This window comes from Marinifilum fragile (assembly GCF_963677365.1).
In the GTDB taxonomy this organism is placed as follows: domain Bacteria; phylum Bacteroidota; class Bacteroidia; order Bacteroidales; family Marinifilaceae; genus Marinifilum; species Marinifilum fragile.
In genome coordinates this window covers 3,959,322-3,979,270 of sequence record NZ_OY781962.1, presented here as the reverse complement: position 1 = coordinate 3,979,270, position 19,949 = coordinate 3,959,322, and the positions used below count along the sequence as shown (strand labels likewise).

16 protein-coding genes and 1 tRNA gene are annotated in these 19,949 nt (G+C 36.7%); 13 read left to right on the top strand and 4 right to left on the bottom strand.

Features of this window, described 5'->3' with window-relative positions; all coding sequences use genetic code 11:
- The first annotated feature begins 7 nt into the window (after positions 1 to 7).
- The 6 genes from ACKPCA_RS15990 (at position 8) to ACKPCA_RS15965 (ending at position 3,714) form a co-directional block, all read left to right on the top strand.
- Positions 8 to 454, top strand: coding sequence for an SMI1/KNR4 family protein (locus ACKPCA_RS15990; RefSeq protein WP_321279998.1), 447 nt, complete (start codon positions 8 to 10; stop codon positions 452 to 454).
- Between the two features lie 292 nt (positions 455 to 746).
- A complete protein-coding gene (locus ACKPCA_RS15985; RefSeq protein ID WP_321279997.1) occupies positions 747 to 1,889 on the top strand; it encodes an RHS repeat-associated core domain-containing protein in 1,143 nt (380 codons plus the stop codon).
- Between the two features lie 77 nt (positions 1,890 to 1,966).
- Positions 1,967 to 2,680, top strand: a complete 714-nt coding sequence (locus ACKPCA_RS15980) for a hypothetical protein (protein ID WP_321279996.1) — start codon at positions 1,967 to 1,969, stop codon at positions 2,678 to 2,680.
- A gap of 207 nt (positions 2,681 to 2,887) precedes the next feature.
- Entirely contained in the window at positions 2,888 to 3,028 is a 141-nt protein-coding gene (locus ACKPCA_RS15975) for a hypothetical protein (RefSeq protein ID WP_321279995.1), read from the top strand.
- Positions 3,029 to 3,122: 94 nt separating this feature from the next.
- Positions 3,123 to 3,248, top strand: coding sequence for a hypothetical protein (locus ACKPCA_RS15970; RefSeq protein WP_321279994.1), 126 nt, complete (start codon positions 3,123 to 3,125; stop codon positions 3,246 to 3,248).
- A gap of 13 nt (positions 3,249 to 3,261) precedes the next feature.
- Positions 3,262 to 3,714 (top strand): hypothetical protein, encoded by a 453-nt coding sequence (locus tag ACKPCA_RS15965; protein ID WP_321279993.1) that lies wholly within the window; start codon positions 3,262 to 3,264, stop codon positions 3,712 to 3,714.
- Positions 3,715 to 4,101: 387 nt separating this feature from the next.
- Here ACKPCA_RS15965 and ACKPCA_RS15960 read toward each other — a convergent pair whose 3' ends face one another.
- From ACKPCA_RS15960 to ACKPCA_RS15945, 4 genes are all read right to left on the bottom strand, one after another.
- Positions 4,102 to 5,070 carry an ISAon1 family transposase gene (locus ACKPCA_RS15960; RefSeq protein WP_321279992.1) on the bottom strand — a complete coding sequence of 323 codons (969 nt, stop codon included), beginning with the start codon at positions 5,068 to 5,070 and terminating at the stop codon, positions 4,102 to 4,104.
- Positions 5,071 to 5,074: 4 nt separating this feature from the next.
- Positions 5,075 to 5,437: an ISAon1 family transposase N-terminal region protein gene (locus ACKPCA_RS15955; RefSeq protein WP_321279991.1), complete on the bottom strand. Its 363-nt coding sequence runs from the start codon at positions 5,435 to 5,437 to the stop codon at positions 5,075 to 5,077.
- A gap of 163 nt (positions 5,438 to 5,600) precedes the next feature.
- Positions 5,601 to 5,682: transfer RNA gene (locus tag ACKPCA_RS15950), tRNA-Leu, on the bottom strand.
- A gap of 187 nt (positions 5,683 to 5,869) precedes the next feature.
- Entirely contained in the window at positions 5,870 to 7,408 is a 1,539-nt protein-coding gene (locus tag ACKPCA_RS15945; protein ID WP_321279990.1) for an AbgT family transporter, read from the bottom strand.
- Between the two features lie 306 nt (positions 7,409 to 7,714).
- Here ACKPCA_RS15945 and ACKPCA_RS15940 point away from each other — a divergent pair, with 306 nt between their 5' ends.
- The 7 genes from ACKPCA_RS15940 to ACKPCA_RS15910 all read left to right on the top strand — a co-directional run bounded on the left by ACKPCA_RS15940 (position 7,715) and on the right by ACKPCA_RS15910 (position 19,690).
- Positions 7,715 to 8,710 carry a dihydroorotate dehydrogenase-like protein gene (locus ACKPCA_RS15940; RefSeq protein ID WP_321279989.1) on the top strand — a complete coding sequence of 332 codons (996 nt, stop codon included), beginning with the start codon at positions 7,715 to 7,717 and terminating at the stop codon, positions 8,708 to 8,710.
- 396 nt (positions 8,711 to 9,106) lie between these two features.
- On the top strand, positions 9,107 to 10,666 hold the full coding sequence (gene amaB, locus ACKPCA_RS15935; RefSeq protein WP_321279988.1) for an L-piperidine-6-carboxylate dehydrogenase: 1,560 nt from the start codon (positions 9,107 to 9,109) through the stop codon (positions 10,664 to 10,666).
- 198 nt (positions 10,667 to 10,864) lie between these two features.
- A complete protein-coding gene (locus ACKPCA_RS15930; protein ID WP_321279987.1) occupies positions 10,865 to 13,615 on the top strand; it encodes a DUF3352 domain-containing protein in 2,751 nt (916 codons plus the stop codon).
- 155 nt (positions 13,616 to 13,770) lie between these two features.
- The gene (locus ACKPCA_RS15925) at positions 13,771 to 15,420 is read left to right on the top strand and encodes a hypothetical protein (protein WP_321279986.1); all 1,650 of its coding nucleotides are present in this window, start codon (positions 13,771 to 13,773) and stop codon (positions 15,418 to 15,420) included.
- Between the two features lie 25 nt (positions 15,421 to 15,445).
- Positions 15,446 to 16,918 (top strand): DUF5723 family protein, encoded by a 1,473-nt coding sequence (locus ACKPCA_RS15920; protein WP_321279985.1) that lies wholly within the window; start codon positions 15,446 to 15,448, stop codon positions 16,916 to 16,918.
- An 812-nt stretch (positions 16,919 to 17,730) separates the two neighbouring features.
- On the top strand, positions 17,731 to 17,976 hold the full coding sequence (locus ACKPCA_RS15915; RefSeq protein WP_054715275.1) for a DUF4834 family protein: 246 nt from the start codon (positions 17,731 to 17,733) through the stop codon (positions 17,974 to 17,976).
- A 160-nt stretch (positions 17,977 to 18,136) separates the two neighbouring features.
- Positions 18,137 to 19,690 carry a glycine--tRNA ligase gene (locus tag ACKPCA_RS15910; protein ID WP_321279984.1) on the top strand — a complete coding sequence of 518 codons (1,554 nt, stop codon included), beginning with the start codon at positions 18,137 to 18,139 and terminating at the stop codon, positions 19,688 to 19,690.
- The last annotated feature ends 259 nt before the right edge of the window (positions 19,691 to 19,949 follow it).

The following is a 19,949-nucleotide window of genomic DNA, read 5'->3' as shown; positions in this document are numbered from 1 at the left end:
TAGATTTATGGACATTTATAGTAAAATAAAATTATTAATTAACAATAATGCAAACATTGTTGATTTTAGTGAGTTTGGTCATGGTGTATCCGATGAGTGGATTGAAAAGGCAGAAGCTAGAATAGGTATTAAATTACCTCCTTCCTACAAGTGGTGGCTAAGGAATTATTCAGGAGGTCAAATCTGTGGAGAAGAAGTTTATAGTATATATGAAATAGATTTTGATGAAGTTGTTGGAGGAGATATAGTTTATATGCATGAAACTAATCTAAGAAATGGATTGATTAATAGTCATCAGTTAGCTATATGTGAAAATGACGATGAAACCTTCTATTTTGATTTACTTAGTATTGATAACAATGGAGAGTATAGTATATACTCAGATATTCAAGGACAATATGCTATTAATTTTATTGAATTCTTAGAAAACAGAATTAAATACTTTAGCTTATAATTCCATGGGCTCTCTCACCCAGATAGTCCAAGCGTGCACGAACCGCTGGTGCGAGCGCTCCACTCCTATCCATTTTAAAAGAAAATAATGTAAACACAACCCGCTTGCAGCAATGTGAGTGGGTTTTTGTGTATTAAAACTTTCTCTTCTTAAAATATATCATAAATTTGTTAACGGTATACTGGAAACCGAACGAACAACTGTTCACATTTCTGATAGCCTGTCCCGATTTTGTATCGGGAATAAAGCTAAAATTGCCACAGTTGACAAAAAGACAGTAGACCAAAGTTCTTTGATAGAAAATCCAACTGCTATAGTTCGATATCAATTGGATAATCACCTTGGTTCTGCAAGCCTGGAATTGGATGAAAATGCTGATATTATTTCTTACGAGGAGTACCACCCTTTTGGAACTACCTCATACCGAAGTGGCCGAAGCGAGACCGAAACCTCTCAAAAGCGCTACAAGTATGTAGGTAAGGAAAGAGACGAGGAAACTGGACTCTACTATTATGGTTTCCGTTATTATGCCGCCTGGATTTGTAGGTTTGTGAGTGTGGATCCTTTGCAGTTTGATTATCCGCATTATAATCCTTTCCAGTATGCCGGGAATAAACCGATTTCTTATATTGATTTGGATGGGTTGGAAGAAGCAATATCCGATAATAAAATAGATCCGGTTGATAACCCACGTATTAGAAATAATAGAGCAAGTAATCTAGATGTTCCCAATCGAGTTAGGTTAGATGGAACAACCTATACACATACTGGTTTTGATTATGTTGCACCTGTTGGAACAAATATTAAATCAATTAATTTCGGTAAGGTTGTTAATGTATATGATAACTCAAAAGGAGGAGATTATGGAATGTCTGTAATGATTGCTCATTACAAGATTGTCCAAAAAGTAAGAGAAGTATCAGTCTTAAATGAATTTGGAGAGACTGAACAAGCTCTACAGATATATGATAAAAAAGAGATTGCTTATTATTCTTTCTATTCTCATTTGAGTTCAACAGCTGTAGAGGTTGGCGACAATGTAAATCAAGGTACTATAATTGGACAATCTGGCATGACTGGAAATGCTTATACTACCGATGTAAGTCAACAACATTTACATTTTGAGACATCAACTGAAGTATATACATCAAGTAGGGGCCAAATGATCCCAACTAGATCTTCAAGGTTTAGTCCAAATAAGGTGGTTGCGACGGAGTTTTATAAATACGGCAATGGTAATTCAGGTACTTCAAGTGTATTTTCAGTTAATAAAAGTGGAGATTCTAAATTAATTAAGTACTGGCCATATAAATATGGGGAAAATAAAAATATGACTAATTTCAAGGTACTTTCTCCACCTAAAAATACAGCAAAATTTTTATGGTATCTTTCAAGTGATTATAATCCTACCCATGGAGATGAACCTTTTAAATAGAATGATATCAATTATATATTATGCAATCAGAGATAATAGTTATGAACAAAAGCTTACAATTACTTATACTCTTGCTAATGTCACAAGTATCATACTCACAAGTTGACATTATAAAGAAGTTTCAGAAAGGAGATACAATCAGATTAGTATCACATGATCTATTAATTAGTCTTACGGATAAGGTTGATTTTAAAACGTCTTATGATGATCAAAAAGTACGTGATTCCTTGAAAATATATCATAATAATCACCACCAAGCTGCTATTGCTTTTGAGAATTATAAGTTAAAATTTGACTCAAACTTTGTAAGTCGACGCAATGATAGCTTGTTTGTAAAATTGGAAAATAAAAGGTGGCATTCTGTTCATGTAAACTCTGGAGACGGATACGAAGAAGTAAGGTACAATTATGAGAACTATTTTTACAGACAAGGTTTTTATTTCATTAGAATTCAATACCCAGAAGGGAATGGATATAAATTAATAGATAATAAATCAGGAGAATCAACTTATCTGTTTGGAGATATCTATTTTAATAATGAAGCAAGTTTGGCAGTTTCGATAAATTGTGATATTGAAACTGGGTGCTCCCACAACGGAATACAATTATTTGATTTTTCAAATATAAAGCCTGACTTAATTCTAAAATATTCACCTGAATGGTGGGGGCCAACAAAGGTAAATTGGCTATCAGATGACGAATTGATTGTAGAAATTGAGGCCATGACATATGAAAATAAAATGTGGATGACTAAATTAATATATATAAAATTAAAGTTTTTGCCCAGATAGTGCCCCCCGCTGCCGCACGAATCCTTTCGTGTGGTTATAGCTAAAGTAAAACAAATACAGCCTGGCAGAAATGTCAGGCTTTTTTGTATTCATGAATTTATGTTACTTTAATACTCTAATTGTTTCCAAACTAAGTCATGTAATGAGTAGAAATTATAAGTTCAAAAACCCGGAAGGAGTTTATTTTGTAAGCTTTGCAGTAATTGAATGGATGTAATTAATCTTTTCATCTATAACCACCCTGTTGAAGAAGGACTGGTAACATTTCAGGAAGAATACATCTTTAGCAGTGCTAAAGATTATAGAGGCGAAAAAGGAACATTGGAAGATATTATTGTTGTAATGTAACAGCCACACGAAAGGATTCGTGCGGCAGCGGGGTGCAGCACAGCAAGCTGGCTTAAAAAAGATCCCGTATAAAATTGTTAAACCTACTGATATAATGCCTGGATCTAAAAAAACTTGGGCCGAAGCTTTTAAAAAGCGTTTTAATGACGTTAGAAATGTTGAAGCAGGTGGTATTGTACCTAATGGAGGTCTAAAATCTCAACCAATAATAAAACAATAAAATCATTCTTAAGATGGAAAAAATTTTAAACTTTGTAGATAATTTAGAGTGTCCAGCAATAAATGGAATAACTTATAGTGATGGTAGAGTTATACCTGTTAAATTAATAGTTGATTGGGAATCTCCTATCAATTATAAAATTGAGTTGGAGAAGGAATCATCAATCAAAAAAATTGCTAAAAACAAGGGTCTAAGATGGAATGATTGTGCTGTTCTAAGTAACCTAACAAATATTGAAAAAGGGATTGAAATATTTGCAGGAGAAGGAGATTATGGAAGTGATGGATTTTTGGCAGTAATCAACTTAACTAATAAAAAACTAAAGTGGATAGCATTTTTTGATTTCTCAAATCCATTTAATCAACTTAGTCTGAATGGAGATGTTATTTATGCAGTTAGTACGAATAATTGTATTTGGAAGTTCCCTTTAAATTCCCCTTCACAATTTACAATTGAGAGTATTTAAAAGATATTTTTTTTATTATCTCCCCGCTGCCGCACGAAACAAAGTTCCATGAAATCTGCTTTACTCATTGACAAGAGATCTTTTTGTGACGAATTTGCCTCAGCACACTGACGAGAGCATTTTTTTTGTATCAAAATTGTCATTACCGATTGACGAGAGCAAATTTTTGTCGCGAAATCGGCTTTACCCATTGACGAGAGATCTTTTTTGTGACGAATTTGCCTCTGCACACTAAAGAGAGCATTTTTTTGTATAAAAATTGCCATTACCGATTGACGAGAGCAAAATTTTGATGCTCTGAACCGCTCCCGAGTCTGAATTTTCAAATTCTTGATAGGCTGGCGCAAGAAAAAGGATCAAGCGAAAAACTTGTGGGGACTATATGTTTTATGCATAAATTTTAGAAAGCCTGAACAGGAAAAATTCAATTTCTCTCACACCTCTAAAAGCAGTTCTGAAAGCCTTAATTTTTGCATTAAAAGATTCTGCTGAAGCATTTGTACTTCTATTTTCAAAATAGTTCAAGATTCCGATATAGTGAGTTTTAATAGAGTTTGATACTATTCGAAAGGATTTCATTCCAGCCTTTTCGACCTGGTCATACCATTTTGCTAACTTGGCGTATGCTACACCTTTATCCTTTGTTCTTGAAAAAATGTTTTTTAAGGCCTGACTCAAATCATACGCTTTCTTTAGTTTAGGATATTTCTCAAATAGAATGCTGGCCCTAAATCTTTGAGAATCGCTCCATTTGTAAGGGGATTTGAACAATAGAAAACGACTACGAACCAACAACTGTCTCAAAGTATCTCCATTGGCAAGTAAAGTATTCTGATAAGCTACACCTTTGGTTTTGGCATATTTTATCGCCTTATTTTCTTTGTCAATGGCTTTCCATCTGTAATCAATTCTTAATTCCTGAACAGCATCATTGGCTAGTTTTTGAACGTGAAATCGGTCGATAACCACCACAGCCTTAGGAAAACATCGACGTACAACTTTATTCATTGAAGCAGCCATATCCAAAGTGATTTCTTTAACCGAACATCGCTTTTCCCACGGGATTTTGTGCAATATTTTTATGATATTAGCTGACTCCGTGCCTTTGATCATGGCAACCAGGCAACCTTTCTTGCCTTTGGCAGCCTTGTTGGTCACAATGGTATAAAGCTCTCCATTGGAAAGAGATGTTTCATCAATGCTTAAATACCTTCCAAAGTTTTTAGCAAACAAAACCCACTCTTTTGCATGATCTTTTTGACCCCAATTGTGATAGTTGCTTAAATGTTTTTTGTACTGATGTTGTAAATGTTTTCCATCAAGATGATAGTATTCACCAAGACTTCTACAACTCACAGGTTTAGATTCCAAATGCCCCTTTTAAAAAAGACGCGAACCCTTTGGTTAGTCGCGTGCCTGAGGCAACCAGTTGCCAATCTCTGCTTACAATATTTCCTGTGGAGTGATTCATCCAACGACGACGCTTCAAATGAAGTAGCAATGCCTTATCTCTCAATGGGAAATCCTGAACTGTAATAGCGGGTAAGAAACCTTTGGACTCTAGTTTATCCTGAGCATATTCTGAAGGAGGAAGATTGCTTTCTTCTAAATGAACATTAACAGCTTCTCCATCAAGTATGATGTTAGTGATATTAAAATAATCCAGTAATCCTTCAGGAAGAAATAAACGAACAAGTTGCTCGTAGTTTTCGTGATCAGTCATCTTATGTACTTCAATTGTGCTGGCACAAAGATGTGTGTTTAGAATTTTTCCCACAAGTTTTTTGCTTGATCCCAAGTTTTTTGCTTGATCCAAGAAAAATATCCTGGCTCAACAATATCCATAAAAAAAATCCTTCCGAATATCTTCGAAAGGATTTTTTTAGTACCCAGGGCCGGGATCGAACCGGCACGGGTTGCCCCACTGGTGTTTGAGACCAGCGCGTCTACCAATTCCGCCACCTGGGCATTGCTTTTGAATGCGATGCAAATATAGACCTTTGTTTGATTCTCGCAAAACAAAAACTGCATTTTTTTGAAAAAAAATGAATAAAAAAATCTCAGCACCTAGGGCGGAAAGCCCTACTAGTACTGAGATTCATATTTTTACACTCAAAATAAATATTTCATTTGAGCAGCAATTTTTTTTGAAATTTTATTGCGGCATGCTGTATTCGAGGCCTGCTCCTGGTCCCAAAGGCAATCCAAGAAGAATCCAAACCATCAAAACAATTACCCAAACCACAAAAAATGCAACCGAATATGGCAACATGGTGGCAATAATGGTTCCGATACCTGCATTCTTTTCGTATTTCTGGAAATAAGCAATGATTAAAGCAAAGAAACTCATCATTGGAGAAATTACATTGGTAACACTATCCCCTATTCGATATACTACCTGCGACAATTCCGGCGAATAGCCCATCAGCATAAACATCGGGATGAAAATTGGTGCCATAATGGCCCATTTTGCCGATGCCGATCCCATAAGCATATTAATAAGTGCCGATAGAAGCACGAAAAGAATCATTAATGGAATCATACCAATTTCGGCAGCCATAAGTGCTCCTGCCCCTTTAATAGCCATAATTACCCCTAAGTTCGACCATTTGAAATAGGCAACAAATTGGGCTGCAAAAAATACAAGTACATAGTATCCGGCAAGGGATTGCATCGATTTTGCCATTCCCTTCATGATATCTGCATCGTTTTTGAAAACTTTGGCTCCAAATCCATAAGCAATACCACATCCTCCTGCTCCTAAAAATAGCAAGGCTACTACCCCTTTAATCAGCGGAGAAGTTAAGAATCCACCATCAGCACCTCTAAAGAATCCGTCTTGCGGGATCAATCCCCAAAGAGTAATGGCAGTAAGGAAAATAACCACATACAAAGCCCAACGCAATCCGCGACGTTCCAAGTCTGTTACATCGTGAATTTCTTCCTTGTGTAAATCGGCATCTTTATATACACCCAAACGAGGTTCAATTAATTTATCGGTAACCAAGGTTCCCACAATGGCAATTACAAAGGTTGAAACCACCATGAAGTAATAGTTGGCGGTAGGATTTACCGTAACCGTAGGATCCACAATTCGAGCAGCCTCTTGCGAAAGACCTGCAATCAGAGGATCGATGGTCCCCAGAATTAAGTTGGCCGAGAATCCACCAGATACACCGGCAAAAGCAGCTGCCATACCCGCAATCGGATGTCGATCAACCGCTACGAAAATGATCCCAGCCAAAGGAATTAAAAGTACATATCCAACATCCGAGGCTGTGTTCGATAAGATACCTGCTAGCACCAATACAAAGGTTAGCATCTTTTTAGGAGCCGACAGTACCAGTTTGCGAATTAATGTTCCAATTAATCCACTACTTTCGGCAATTCCAATGCCCAACATGGCAACCATTACAATTCCTAAAGGAGCAAATCCGGTAAAGTTATCTACCATTTCTATCAGAATGCGATGCAATCCTTCAATGGATAATAGATTTACCACCTCGATGGTTTCTTTGGTGCCTGGATGAACTGCCTGCCATCCGAATAGGGATGCCAATCCCGATAATAAAATTGCCATTACAGCAAAAATTGCAAATAAGGTAGCTGGATGCGGTAAGGCATTTCCGAATTTCTCTGTTACATTCAGAAACCTATCTGTCCAACTTCTCTTTTTCTCTACACTCTTCTCCATTTTAATCAGTTAAGGTTGGTTTAGTTTGTTGTCAATTCATGTGAAGCCACAAAAAAAGAGAAAAAAGAATAAGGCTGCAAGAAGAATTGCAAGCTTGGTATTGTCATTCCTGTAGTAGTTTTTTATTGCCAACTTCGAGCTTACATCCTGATTTTTAGTTTAAAACTTAATTTAAACCGGCAAATACAGAACAATAATATCAGGATTTTCTATCTTAGTATAAAGATTATTGATTTGTAATAAACTATTTCCCCAATTAAATTTGATAGGAAATCAATAAAATCACACAAACAAAACTTAACTGATATGCCTAACTTAACAACAAACTACCTAGGACTTGATTTAAAAAATCCAATTATTGTTGCCAGCTCTGGTTTAACTGATTCGGTAGAAAAATTAGTGGAATTGGAAGAAAATGGTGCAGGTGCCATTGTTCTAAAGTCTCTTTTCGAAGAAGAAATTATCATGGAAATGGAAGAACAAATGCATGCCATGACAAGCCGTCCTTACGTTTATCCTGAGACTTTTGACTACATGCAGGAAGAGCCACATGAAGACATTCTTCGCAAGTACTTAAGATTGATTGAAGAGGCCAAAGCCGCCGTATCGATTCCTGTAATTGCAAGTATCAACTGTGTTAGCGCCGAAAAGTGGACCTATTTTTCGAGAGAAATTGAAAAGGCTGGAGCCGATGCACTAGAGGTTAACTTGTTTGTTTTGCCAACAGATATGAACAGATCTGGTGAAGAAAACGAGAAAATTTATTTCGATGTTTTGAAAACAGTTAAAGACCAGGTTGCCATACCTGTTGCTCTAAAAATTAGTCCTTACCATTCAAACCTGGCCAATATGGTGAAGAAGTTGGATGATATGGATGCTGATGGAATTGTAATGTTCAACCGTTTTTACAGTCCTGATATTGATATCCATAACCTTGGTATCACCAACGGACAAATTCTTTCACATTCGGATGACTACAAGAATTCATTAAGATGGATTGGCATCATGTCGGATAGAGTGAAATGTTCATTGGCTGGAACTACTGGAATTCATACTTCCGAAAGCATTATCAAGCACATTTTGGTTGGTGCTGATGCCGTTCAGTTGGCTTCTGTTATCTATAAAAACGGACCAGAATACATTGATATTTTATTAAAAGAAATCTACTCTTGGATGGAAGACCAGGGATTCGAAAACATTCGCGACTTTAAAGGAAAAATGTGTCAGTCGAATGCTAATGATCCTGCCGCCTACCAAAGAGTTCAGTTCATGAAGCATTTTAGAAACTTCATTATGCACTAGAATCTTTGATTTTCACATTAAATACAGCATGCCCGAATCCATTTATTGGTTCGGGCTTTTTTGTGAGTTGAATTCCTTAAAAACCACATAAATTTCCTGTATTAAGGATTAAATCCTGAAACTTGTAGCTTCTTATAACAGAACACATAAGCAGCTTTCCCTGTTGATATGCTTAGCATCTCGAAGATGCTTAGCATGTATAAGCACTATGAATACAACGGCATTTCAATTTTTATACCTTTTGAGAATAAAAAGACAAACCAATTGAAATTCGTGAACTTAGAATCGAACACTGATGAAATAAACTGATAAAAATCATTACTATTTAGATTTAGTTTTATTAAATTGTATTCTTCTCAAGTTTAACCCTTAATACCACAATAAATTCATAATCAAATGGAAATTACAACTTCACAAGAACTCAAAAAGAATTTCGGAGTACAAGAAACACTAAATCGATTAGGCATAACAGAGATAAATGCCGGAGTATCAACTGGAACAGAATGGTTCGATTGTAAGGGAGATATCACAGAATCCTACTCTCCTATTGACGGATCGCTTATTGCAAAAGTTAAAAATGCCGATAAGGATGATTATGAAAAAGTTCTGATAAAAGCTCAGGAAGCATTTAAGGTTTGGCGAAAAATGCCAGCTCCAAAACGCGGTGAAATCGTTCGACAAATTGGAAATGCACTACGCGATGCCAAAGAGGATTTGGGCAAACTGGTTACACTTGAAATGGGTAAGATTTACCAGGAAGGTTTGGGCGAAGTTCAGGAAATGATTGACATTTGCGACTTTGCAGTGGGACAATCAAGAATGCTTTACGGATTTACCATGCATTCGGAAAGACCAGATCACAAAATGATGGATCAGTATCATCCCTTGGGATTGGTTGGTGTAATTTCTGCATTTAATTTTCCGGTTGCCGTTTGGGCCTGGAATGCAATGATAGCTGCAGTTTGTGGTGATGTTGTAATTTGGAAACCCAGCTCGAAAGTGCCGCTTTGTGCCATTGCCTGCCACAAAATCATTCAAAATGTACTAAAAGACAATAACGTTCCTGAAGGTGTTTTCAACCTGGTAGTTGCGAAATCATCGGTAATGGGAGATAATTTTATTGAAGACAAGCGTGTTCCGTTGATTTCCGTTACCGGATCGACTGCCATTGGAAAGAGAGTTGCTGAAAAAGTAGGTGCTCGTTTGGGAAGAACCATTGCAGAATTGGGAGGTAATAACGCCATTATTGTAGCTCCTACTGCCGATTTGGATATGGCCATTCCGGGCATTGTGTTTGGATCGGTTGGAACAGCCGGTCAGCGTTGTACTTCAACTCGCCGTTTGATTATTCACGAAAGCATTTATGATGAGGTGAAGAACCGATTGCTGAGTGCCTACAAACAAGTTGAGGCCAAAATTGGCAATCCACTTGATGAAAATACTTTGGTGGGCCCGGTAATTGATGAAGGAGCGGTTGAAGTATACCAAAATGCCATTGCAGAGGTAAAGAAAGCGGGTGGTAATATTGTATTTGGCGACAAAGTATTGGAAGGAAACTATGTATTACCAACATTCTGTGAGGTAGAAAATCACTGGCAAATTGTTCAGGACGAATCCTTTGTGCCCGTACTGTACATCATGAAATATAGTACGCTTGATGATGCCATTGAACTACACAACAACGTTCCACAAGGTTTATCCTCATCGATATTTACCCTGAACATGAGAGAAGCACAAACCTTTATTTCTGCCGTAGGTAGCGATTGTGGTATTGCCAATGTAAACATCGGAACATCGGGTGCCGAAATTGGTGGTGCTTTTGGTGGTGAAAAAGAAACTGGTGGCGGTCGTGAGTCGGGCTCCGATTCATGGAAGACCTACATGAGAAGACAAACCAACACCTTGAACTTTGGAACTGATTTGCCTTTGGCCCAGGGAATCAAATTTGATTTATAATTCAACCATATTAGATTTTCAACATTTAGCCTCGACCTATGTCGGGGCTTTTTATATCAAAAACTCTGGCTTTCGCCTAGCAAAATCATAAATTCACGAAATATCCAGGTATTGACTCAAAAGCCTTTCACATAATTTTTTAAACACTGCATAAATTCTTATTTTTGAAGCAACACTATACCTTGCAATCTGTTTACTATGCTGAAAAAAATACTTACCTCTTTCTTCATTGTTTTGCTTTTGGCAATCATTGTTTTAGGCTACCTATATCTTCAAAAACAAAAGGAATACAAAGGCGTTGATCCTTTTTCAGCAATTCCTGTGAATTCGGAGTTAATCGTTCAGTTTGAAAGTTTAGAGCAACTCATTTCAAAATTGGAGAACAATACTGGCATCTGGACAGAGTTAAGCAAGTTCGAAAAAATTGCAAAAATCAACGAGAATCTTCAGTTCATAGATAGTTTGGCAAGTAAAATTGATTCCGATCATCAATTTACGCTGGACCGATCGTTTACCATGGCCAGTCATCTGCAAGGAAAAAATGACATCGAATACCTATACATTCTGCCAATTCTGGATTATCTGGAAGAAAAGAAACTACAAACAGCAGTTTCGAATTGGATTGGGCCAGATCTGGTTTTGCGAGAACGAAACTATCAAAACACAACCCTATACAGCATTCCTGCAGCCAGCAAAAAGGAAAAAGAATTGCACTTTACCTTCTCAAAAGGCTTGTTTCTGGCGAGTAGATCGATGCTATTATTGGAAAACTCTGTTCGCCAGTTAAGCACTGATAATTCTATATCTAAAACCAAAGGATTTGAACAAATCAGAAGAACTATTGGTAAGAATGTTGATGCAAATATCTTCTTGAATTTAAAGACTTTCCCAAAACAAATTTCCTTTTCATTAAACAAGGAGCACAGCAAATTTATTCGCAATTATACCAACATAGGGAACTGGACTGAACTTGATTTGAGTTTCAGAAATAGAATTATCCTAATGAATGGATTTACCTATAGTGATCCAAGTCAAGGAAACCTGATGAACCTGTTTTTACAACAAGAGCCTGTAAAGATGGAAATGGAATCCATTCTACCAGCTACAACTGGTATTTTGGCTGTGTTGGGTATTGATGATCCACTGCTTCACAAAGGGAAATACCGCAAATTTTTAGATCAGATGGGAAAACTTTCAGACTACCAGAAAGATATTAATGATCTGAAAAAGAAAACAGGCGAAGATTTTGAAGAGATTATTTTTTCAATCATTTATAAAGAAATTGGCTTGGCCTTTGCCGAAGGAAATGTTGATAAAAAGTTTACCATTATCCGCACAAAGAGTGCCAGTATTGCAAAAGAGAAGATGTTAAAACCAATTCTTGGTTTTGCAAAAAAACAGGAACGGACCCTATCCTACTACAAAAGGACTTACAAGCTCGATTCTGAAACCTCTTTTGATATTTACAGATTGCCAGAAGATCGACTGCCAGAAAAATTATTTGGGAGTTTCTTCAGCGATGCCTCATCGGCTTATTTTACCTTTATCGACAACTATTTGGTAATGGGTCCAAGCATTAATGCACTGTCTGAGTTTATTCAGGAATCTGTTCTGGGTAAAACTTTGGATAGCAATCAAAACTACCAGGAAAACAAAGAATATTTATCAAATAAAGCGAACTTTTTCTTTTACACTTCAACTCCGAAGGCAAACCAATTTATCACCAGTTTTCTGAACGAGGAACTACAGTCAGAGATTCAAACTCATAAAGAAAGTGTAAATAAATTTCAGGCAGTTGGCTTGCAATTGAGCTCGAACAGAAATCTGGTATACAACAACTTGTTCATTGAATATGATCCGGTTCTGGAATCTGCTCCTCAAACCGATTGGGAATCGAGAATTGATACTTGTTTCCGTCACAAGCCGTACCTGGTTAAAAACCATTATACAAAAGAGAATGAAATCTTTGTACAAGATATCCAAAATCAAATTTACCTGGTAAATCCAGCAGGTAGAATTCTTTGGAAAAAACCTTTGGATTCGCAGATTATTGGTAAAGTTGAACAGATTGATCTATTTAAAAACAATAAGCTGCAATACCTTTTTGCAACCAAAAATCATCTGCATTTAATCGACAGAAACGGAAACTACGTTAAAAATTATCCGGTTCGCTTAAAAGCGGAAGCTGCTCGTGGCATTGCCATTTTCGATTACGACAAGAACAAAAACTACCGCATTTTTATTCCTTGTAAGGATCAGCGTGTTTATGCTTATTCAAAAGAAGGTAAGATTATTACAGGTTGGAATCCTGCGAAAGCAGAAAATCCAATTACTTGTGAAATCCAACATTTCAGGATTGGTGGTAAAGATTACATTGTTTATGCAGATAAGTTTAGGGTTTACATCTTAAACCGTCGTGGTGTTGAAAGGGTGAAACTAAAGAAGCAATTCTCTAAATCAGAGAATAATCCTTTTTACCTTGAGAAACAAAGTAACCGACTGGTTACTACTGACAATAACGGAACCATTCATTATATCTATTTAAATGGAAAAGTAGAGTCAAAATCTTTTACTCAACTATCGGAAGCACATTATTTTTCGGCTGCCGATTTAAATTCCGACGGAAAGAACGAATATCTATTTGCTGATTACAACTTCCTTAAAATTTTCGATGCTTCAGGAAATCAAAAGTTAGAGAAGAAATTCGATTCAGGAATTAGCTACAGACCCAATGTTTACAAGTTCTCGAGAAGAAAGATTGAAATTGGCATATGCACCGAAAACGAAAACAAAATCTACTTAATTGATTTAAAAGGAAATAATCATTCCGGCTTCCCGTTAAAGGGCAATACCGAGTTTTCAATTGGCTTTGCTAAATCGGGCGACAAATCGTTTAATCTTTATGTAGGTGACAATCGCAACTTCTTATTAAACTATTCCGTACACTAGGCCGTTTGTCAACAATATCAATGAATTAATGTACCAAATCTATTTCTTACATGTATTAATTGATTTTTTTGACCCAGATAAAATTTAACATTAAAGATAGGGTTTTATGAGTTGAATTCGGTTCAAACTAATATTGCCTATTTAATTATATTACTATGATATTTAAATCACGATTTCTGATTCCACTTATACTATGTGGACTTTTGGCCGTTTCAACACAATCTTGTATCGATTCTGACGATTACGATATGGATCGCTTATCGGATAAAGTTGAATGGACTCCAAACATGATTGCTCCTGTTGGATATGGAACCTATACGCTTTGGTACCTTCTAAACGAACATGAGTTAGATCCAAACGATCAAACCATATTCTTGGAAGGAAACAACCTCGTGATAAGACATCGCGAAAATGATATTTTCACTTATGCCGTAGATGAAGTCATAGACTTTCCGAATCAGGTAAGTCAGAACCTTGCCATAACACTTGGTACCTTCCCGGGTATTCCGCATTCATCGATCCCTACTAATCCAATACCTTTTTCAGAAACATTCTCTGTTGATGCCGGAAATCCTGATATCATTCTTTCTAATTTACAGCTAAACGCAACTATCGATTTCAGCCTAAGCAACCCATTGAATACCGATGTTGATTTAACAGTTACATTCCCTGGAATAAGCGAAAATGGAACTACGGTAACCAGAACTTTTCGCGTAGGGGCCAACGCAAACAATCAACCTGAAAGCATTACCCTTAGCAATGCTACAGTCAATTTTAAAGCTCCATTCACTACCGGTAACGAGATTGATATTGATTTTTCCGTATACATACGAGACAATGGAACTACTATCAGCGGAAGCGGAGATTTAGGAATCAACTTAACGGTGCAGAATATCGATTTTATTACTGCATCAGGTGATTTTGGCAAGCAAGCAATTAACATTGGAACAGGCAGTATTGATCTAGGTGTTGACTTTTGGGATGATGTAGATGGTGAATACCGTTTTGCAGACCCTAAAATTCATGTTCACTTGCGCAATTCGGTTGGTGTTCCTTTTGCCATAAACGCAAATATTACTGGTTACAGCTCAAGCGGATCTACACAAAATTTAAATCCGGATGTATTACAACCTGTTAACTATCCTAAAACCATTGCTGATGTTTTAGACACTCCTAATGAAGAGACCATTACATACGATAAAAACAATTCTGACATTGTTGATTTAATGGCATTGCCTCCATCAGACAGGTTGGATTACTTTGGCAATGTAAGTTTAAATCCTGATCCGGTAGACATTTCCACTCAGCCAAACATTGTCAGCAATACTTCAAGAATTGATGCGGATATCGAAATTGAAATTCCGTTAGAATTTACCGCAACAAACCTAACGCTTAAGGATACAATTGATGGTGTTGATATTAACGATGCCGATAAAGTAATGAATGCCGCAGTAGTAATTACAGCCAAAAATGGTTATCCACTTGATGTTACCGTTGAAAACATCCAGCTTACTGATGCCAGCTACAATGTAATTGATGAAATTAAAGACAATGAAGTAATTGATGCTGCTTCAGTTTATACTTCGGGAGCAAATGTTGGTGTAGTTGATCCAAATTCGATTAAGGAAGTTTCCCACGAAATAAAATTAACGCAATCTCAGATTGCAAATCTCAACAAAACTGAAAACATCATTATAAATGCAATTGTAAGTACCCAAAATGGAGGAATTCCGGTGAAACTAAAAGGCGATTACGAACTAAAGTTCACCATATCGGTACAAGCACAACTTGACTTAAGCAATTAAAACCAGCACTTTAAAACATCCTATAATGACAAGATTTTTAACCAAAATATCTCTAACAGGATTACTTTTTGTGATTGTGACTATGAGCGGTGTGGCTCAAAAACTGAACAACACCTTGTATTTGATGCAGAATGTACCTCAATCAAACCAAGTAAATCCAGCCATACAGCCAGAGTGTAAGGTCTTTGTTGGCTTTCCAGCTCTTAGTTCCATCTACTTTAATTACAGCAATAGCAGCTTTGCTTACAATGATGTAATTACCGATGGAACAGGCATTAGAAGCGATTCTTTGGTAGTAAATGTGAATAGTTTTCACGATGCATTAAAAACCACAAACTTTCTTTCTCAGCAATTCGAATTGACTCTTTTTGCTTTGGGAATTAGAGCGAAAGACTTTTATTTCACTCTGGATGTAATCGAGAAAGAAGACTCGCGCTTTAGTTTCGATAAGGAGATGATTACCTTTTTAAAGAATGGTAATTATGACTTTAGAGGAAGAACTGCCAACTGGGGTGGATTAGGCGTTGATGCCAACACATATCATGAAATTGCCTTGGGAGTTTCAAAGAAAATCAACGACAAGTGGACTGTAGGTGTAAAAGGAAAAGTTCTTTTCGGTATTGCCAATCTTCATATGGAAGAGTCAGACATGTCTGTTTTTACGTCCTTAACCGGTGACCAGGTGATACTGAACTCCAAACATCGATTGAGAGCATCCATTCCGATCAATCAAATTACTTACGATGCCAATGGTTATGTTGAGGATATCAATTTTAACAGTGATGATTTTGATGAAGATTTCTTCTTGAATACCGACAACAAAGGTTTTGCTGTTGACTTGGGTATGACCTACAAAATGGATGAGAAAACAACGCTTTACGCAAGTGTACTTGATATTGGTGCCATTACCTGGAAATCGAACGGTTATGAGTTTGTTCAAGACGGATCATTCACCTACAATGGTGCAGACTGGTCTCAATCTGGGAACTCAAACGATCCGAACTACAGGGAAATAGAAGATGTTTTTGATGATTTGGTGGATGATATCGAAGATGAGTTTCGTGTGTCAGATTTGACTGGCACCTACTCTGTGGGCTTACCAACCAAAATTTACTTGGGAGGTTCGCACCAAATTCATAACAAAGTGAATTTAGGAGCTTTAAGTCGTACTGAAATTTTCAATGGCAAGGTTCAATCATCGCTTACTTTATCGGCAAATGCAAGATTTTTTAGAAACCTTAGTACAAGCTTAAGTTATACTGCTGTAAACAATTCCTACAATAATTTAGGATTTGGAGTAGCTGCTAAACTTGGTCCAGTGCAATTTTATACCATTACCGATAATGTAATAGCAGCAATTCGACCTAACAGCGCTCAAGTTGCCAATGTGCGCTTTGGCTTTAACCTGTTGTTTGGCTGTAAGGATAAAAACAAAAAGAAGGATGAATGTTCATGGTCTGAACCTTTAGGAAATAAAAAGAAACCATTATACAAATAAGTTGTAACTTTATATTGCTCTGTGTAAACAGAGTGTTTACATCAATTTAAATTCCGGGCTACCTTCTGTGGGTAGTCCTTTTTTTTTATAATTAAAAGTGATACAACATTACACTTTTAAGTTTCATTAACTTTTGTTTAAACCATTTAGCACATTTACAAGCTACATTTGTAATGTACAAAACAGAGAAGTTTTTTCATAGAATTAGATTTAGGTTAGTAAATAGTGGTTAGAGAAGATCCCGAGCTGAACAAGTTCGGGATTTTTCTTTGGTATAAACTGAGCACTGAAATGCACTTTTAAACTTTATTAACTTTTGTTTAAACCATTTAGCACATTTACATCTTACATTTGTAATGTACAAAACAGAGAAGTTTTTTCATAGAATTAGATTTAGGTTAGTAAATAGTGGTTAGAAGAAAATCCCGGGCTGAACAGGTTCGGGATTTTTCTTTGGTAATCCTTTAGTCTTCAGCTAAAGCAAAGAATAAAGGATAAGCCAAGGTGTTTATTAAGGCATAGTGGACTAGTGCTTACAACTTCCTTATAATCCCCTTTACCGTTTCAAGTATATGAAACAGTTCGTATCATAGGCTTGAAACGCTCCGTATCAAGTGTATGAAACAGTTCGTATTAAGTGTATGAAACACTCCGTATCAAGCTTATGAAACGGTTTGTACCAAGTACTTGATACGCTAAGAACATTTAGGTATATTTTCCTTCAATCTTAAGCCTATGGAACACCATTTCCTCAGCTCTCATTTACTCATTCGTTATAATTCTGTTATCTTTGTCATTCAAATTATAAGAATATGGCATTTATAAAGTTTATCATTATTGCTGTTGGTATTTATTACCTGCTAAAATTGATCATTCGTGCAATGTTCCCTTTTTTGGTGCAGAAAACTTTTGATAAAATGCAAAAAGAGGCCAACAGACAGCAACAAGAACAACAAAAGCGAGAAGGTGAAGTTACAATCGATAAAAATCCAAACACCAAATCTAATCCGAATAAAAAGGATGTAGGTGATTATGTGGATTTCGAAGAAGTAGATTAATTTTTTAATCTTCTGCTATGCAAACGATAGTATCACACTATCCGGCAAATAAATTATCAAAAACACTAGAAATTAATGATATGGAAAAGCCAACCAATGGCTTTTTTTGTATTTTTGTGTTTCGTTCAAATTAAAATAATAAACTCAAAATATAAGATTTATGGCTCAGGAAGATGTTTTCAAGAAACTGGTTGCCCATTGTAAGGAGTACGGTTTTGTGTTTCAATCATCAGAGATTTACGATGGTTTAAGTGCTGTTTACGATTATGCACAAATGGGTGTTGAATTGAAAAACAACATCAAAAAGTATTGGTGGGATTCAATGGTATTGCTTCACGAAAATGTAGTCGGCATTGATTCGGCTATTTTTATGCACCCAACCATTTGGAAGGCATCGGGCCACGTTGATGCTTTTAATGATCCTTTGATTGATAACAAAGACTCCAAGAAACGTTACCGTGCTGATGTTTTAATCGAGGATTTGATGGCAAAATTCGAAGCCAAAATCGACAAAGAAGTTGAAAAGGCAAAGAAGAAGTTCGGCGAATCGTTCGACGAAGAGCAATTTAAAGCTACCAACCCACGTGTAAAAGCAAATCAGGAAAAAATTGATGCTGTACACAAGCGTTTTGTAGAGGCTTTGGATAAAAATGATTTGGAAGAATTAAAGCAAATCATCATCGATAACGAGATTGCTTGTCCAATTTCAGGAACTAAAAACTGGACAGATGTTCGTCAGTTCAATTTGATGTTTTCCACTGAAATGGGTTCTACTGCTGATGGAAGTAGTAAAATCTACCTTCGTCCTGAAACTGCGCAGGGTATTTTCGTAAACTACCTAAATGTTCAGAAAACAGGTCGTATGAAGATTCCTTTCGGAATTGCACAGATTGGTAAAGCATTCCGTAACGAGATTGTTGCTCGTCAGTTCATCTTCCGCATGCGTGAATTCGAACAAATGGAGCTTCAGTTCTTTGTTCGTCCGGGTGAGGAAATGAAATGGTTCGACAAGTGGAAGGAAACTCGCATGAGCTGGCACAAAGCCCTTGGATTTTCTGAAGACAAGTATCGTTTCCACGATCACGATAAGTTGGCTCACTACGCTAACGCTGCTACCGATGTGGAATTTAAATTCCCATTTGGATTTAAAGAGGTAGAAGGAATTCACTCTCGTACCGATTTCGATTTAAGCCAACATCAGGAATTCTCTGGTAAGAAAATCCAGTACTTCGATCCTGAATTGAACAAGAGCTATGTTCCTTACGTAGTTGAGACTTCAATCGGTGTTGACCGTATGTTCCTTCAGGTAATGTCTGAAGCTTATACAGAAGAGAAAATCGAGAAGGAAGATGGTAAAGTTGACGAGCGTGTGGTATTGAAATTACCAGCTGCTTTGGCTCCAATCAAGTTGGCTGTAATGCCATTGACCAAGAAAGATGGTCTTCCTGAAAAGGCTCGCGAAATCATTAACGATTTGAAATTCGATTTCAACTGTCAGTACGATGAGAAAGACTCTATCGGTAAGCGTTACCGTCGTCAGGATGCTATTGGTACTCCTTTCTGTGTAACTGTTGATCACCAATCATTGGAAGATAACACAGTTACCATCCGTTACCGTGATACCATGGCTCAGGAGCGTGTTGCTATCGACAAGCTTTATGATATCATGAAGAAAGAAGTAAGCATGAAAGAGCTTTTCAAAAAAATGAAATAAGCTGTTTTTATAGATATTACATGGCCATTCTATTTTTAGAGTGGCCATTTTTATTTTATAACAGTATCCCTCTTGTACAAATTCCTTTGCAAACACCTACCCTCTTTGCCTTCTGCACATTCCCTATGAGAGGAAGAAGCTACGCGAGCTAAAATCTTAGAAGGAAAATATCAACGGAAAGAGGGAGGTAAAAAAAATCACATTTTCCTCATCACTAATAATTCATCATTTATAATTATTTTAGGGCCTCCAATTGTTT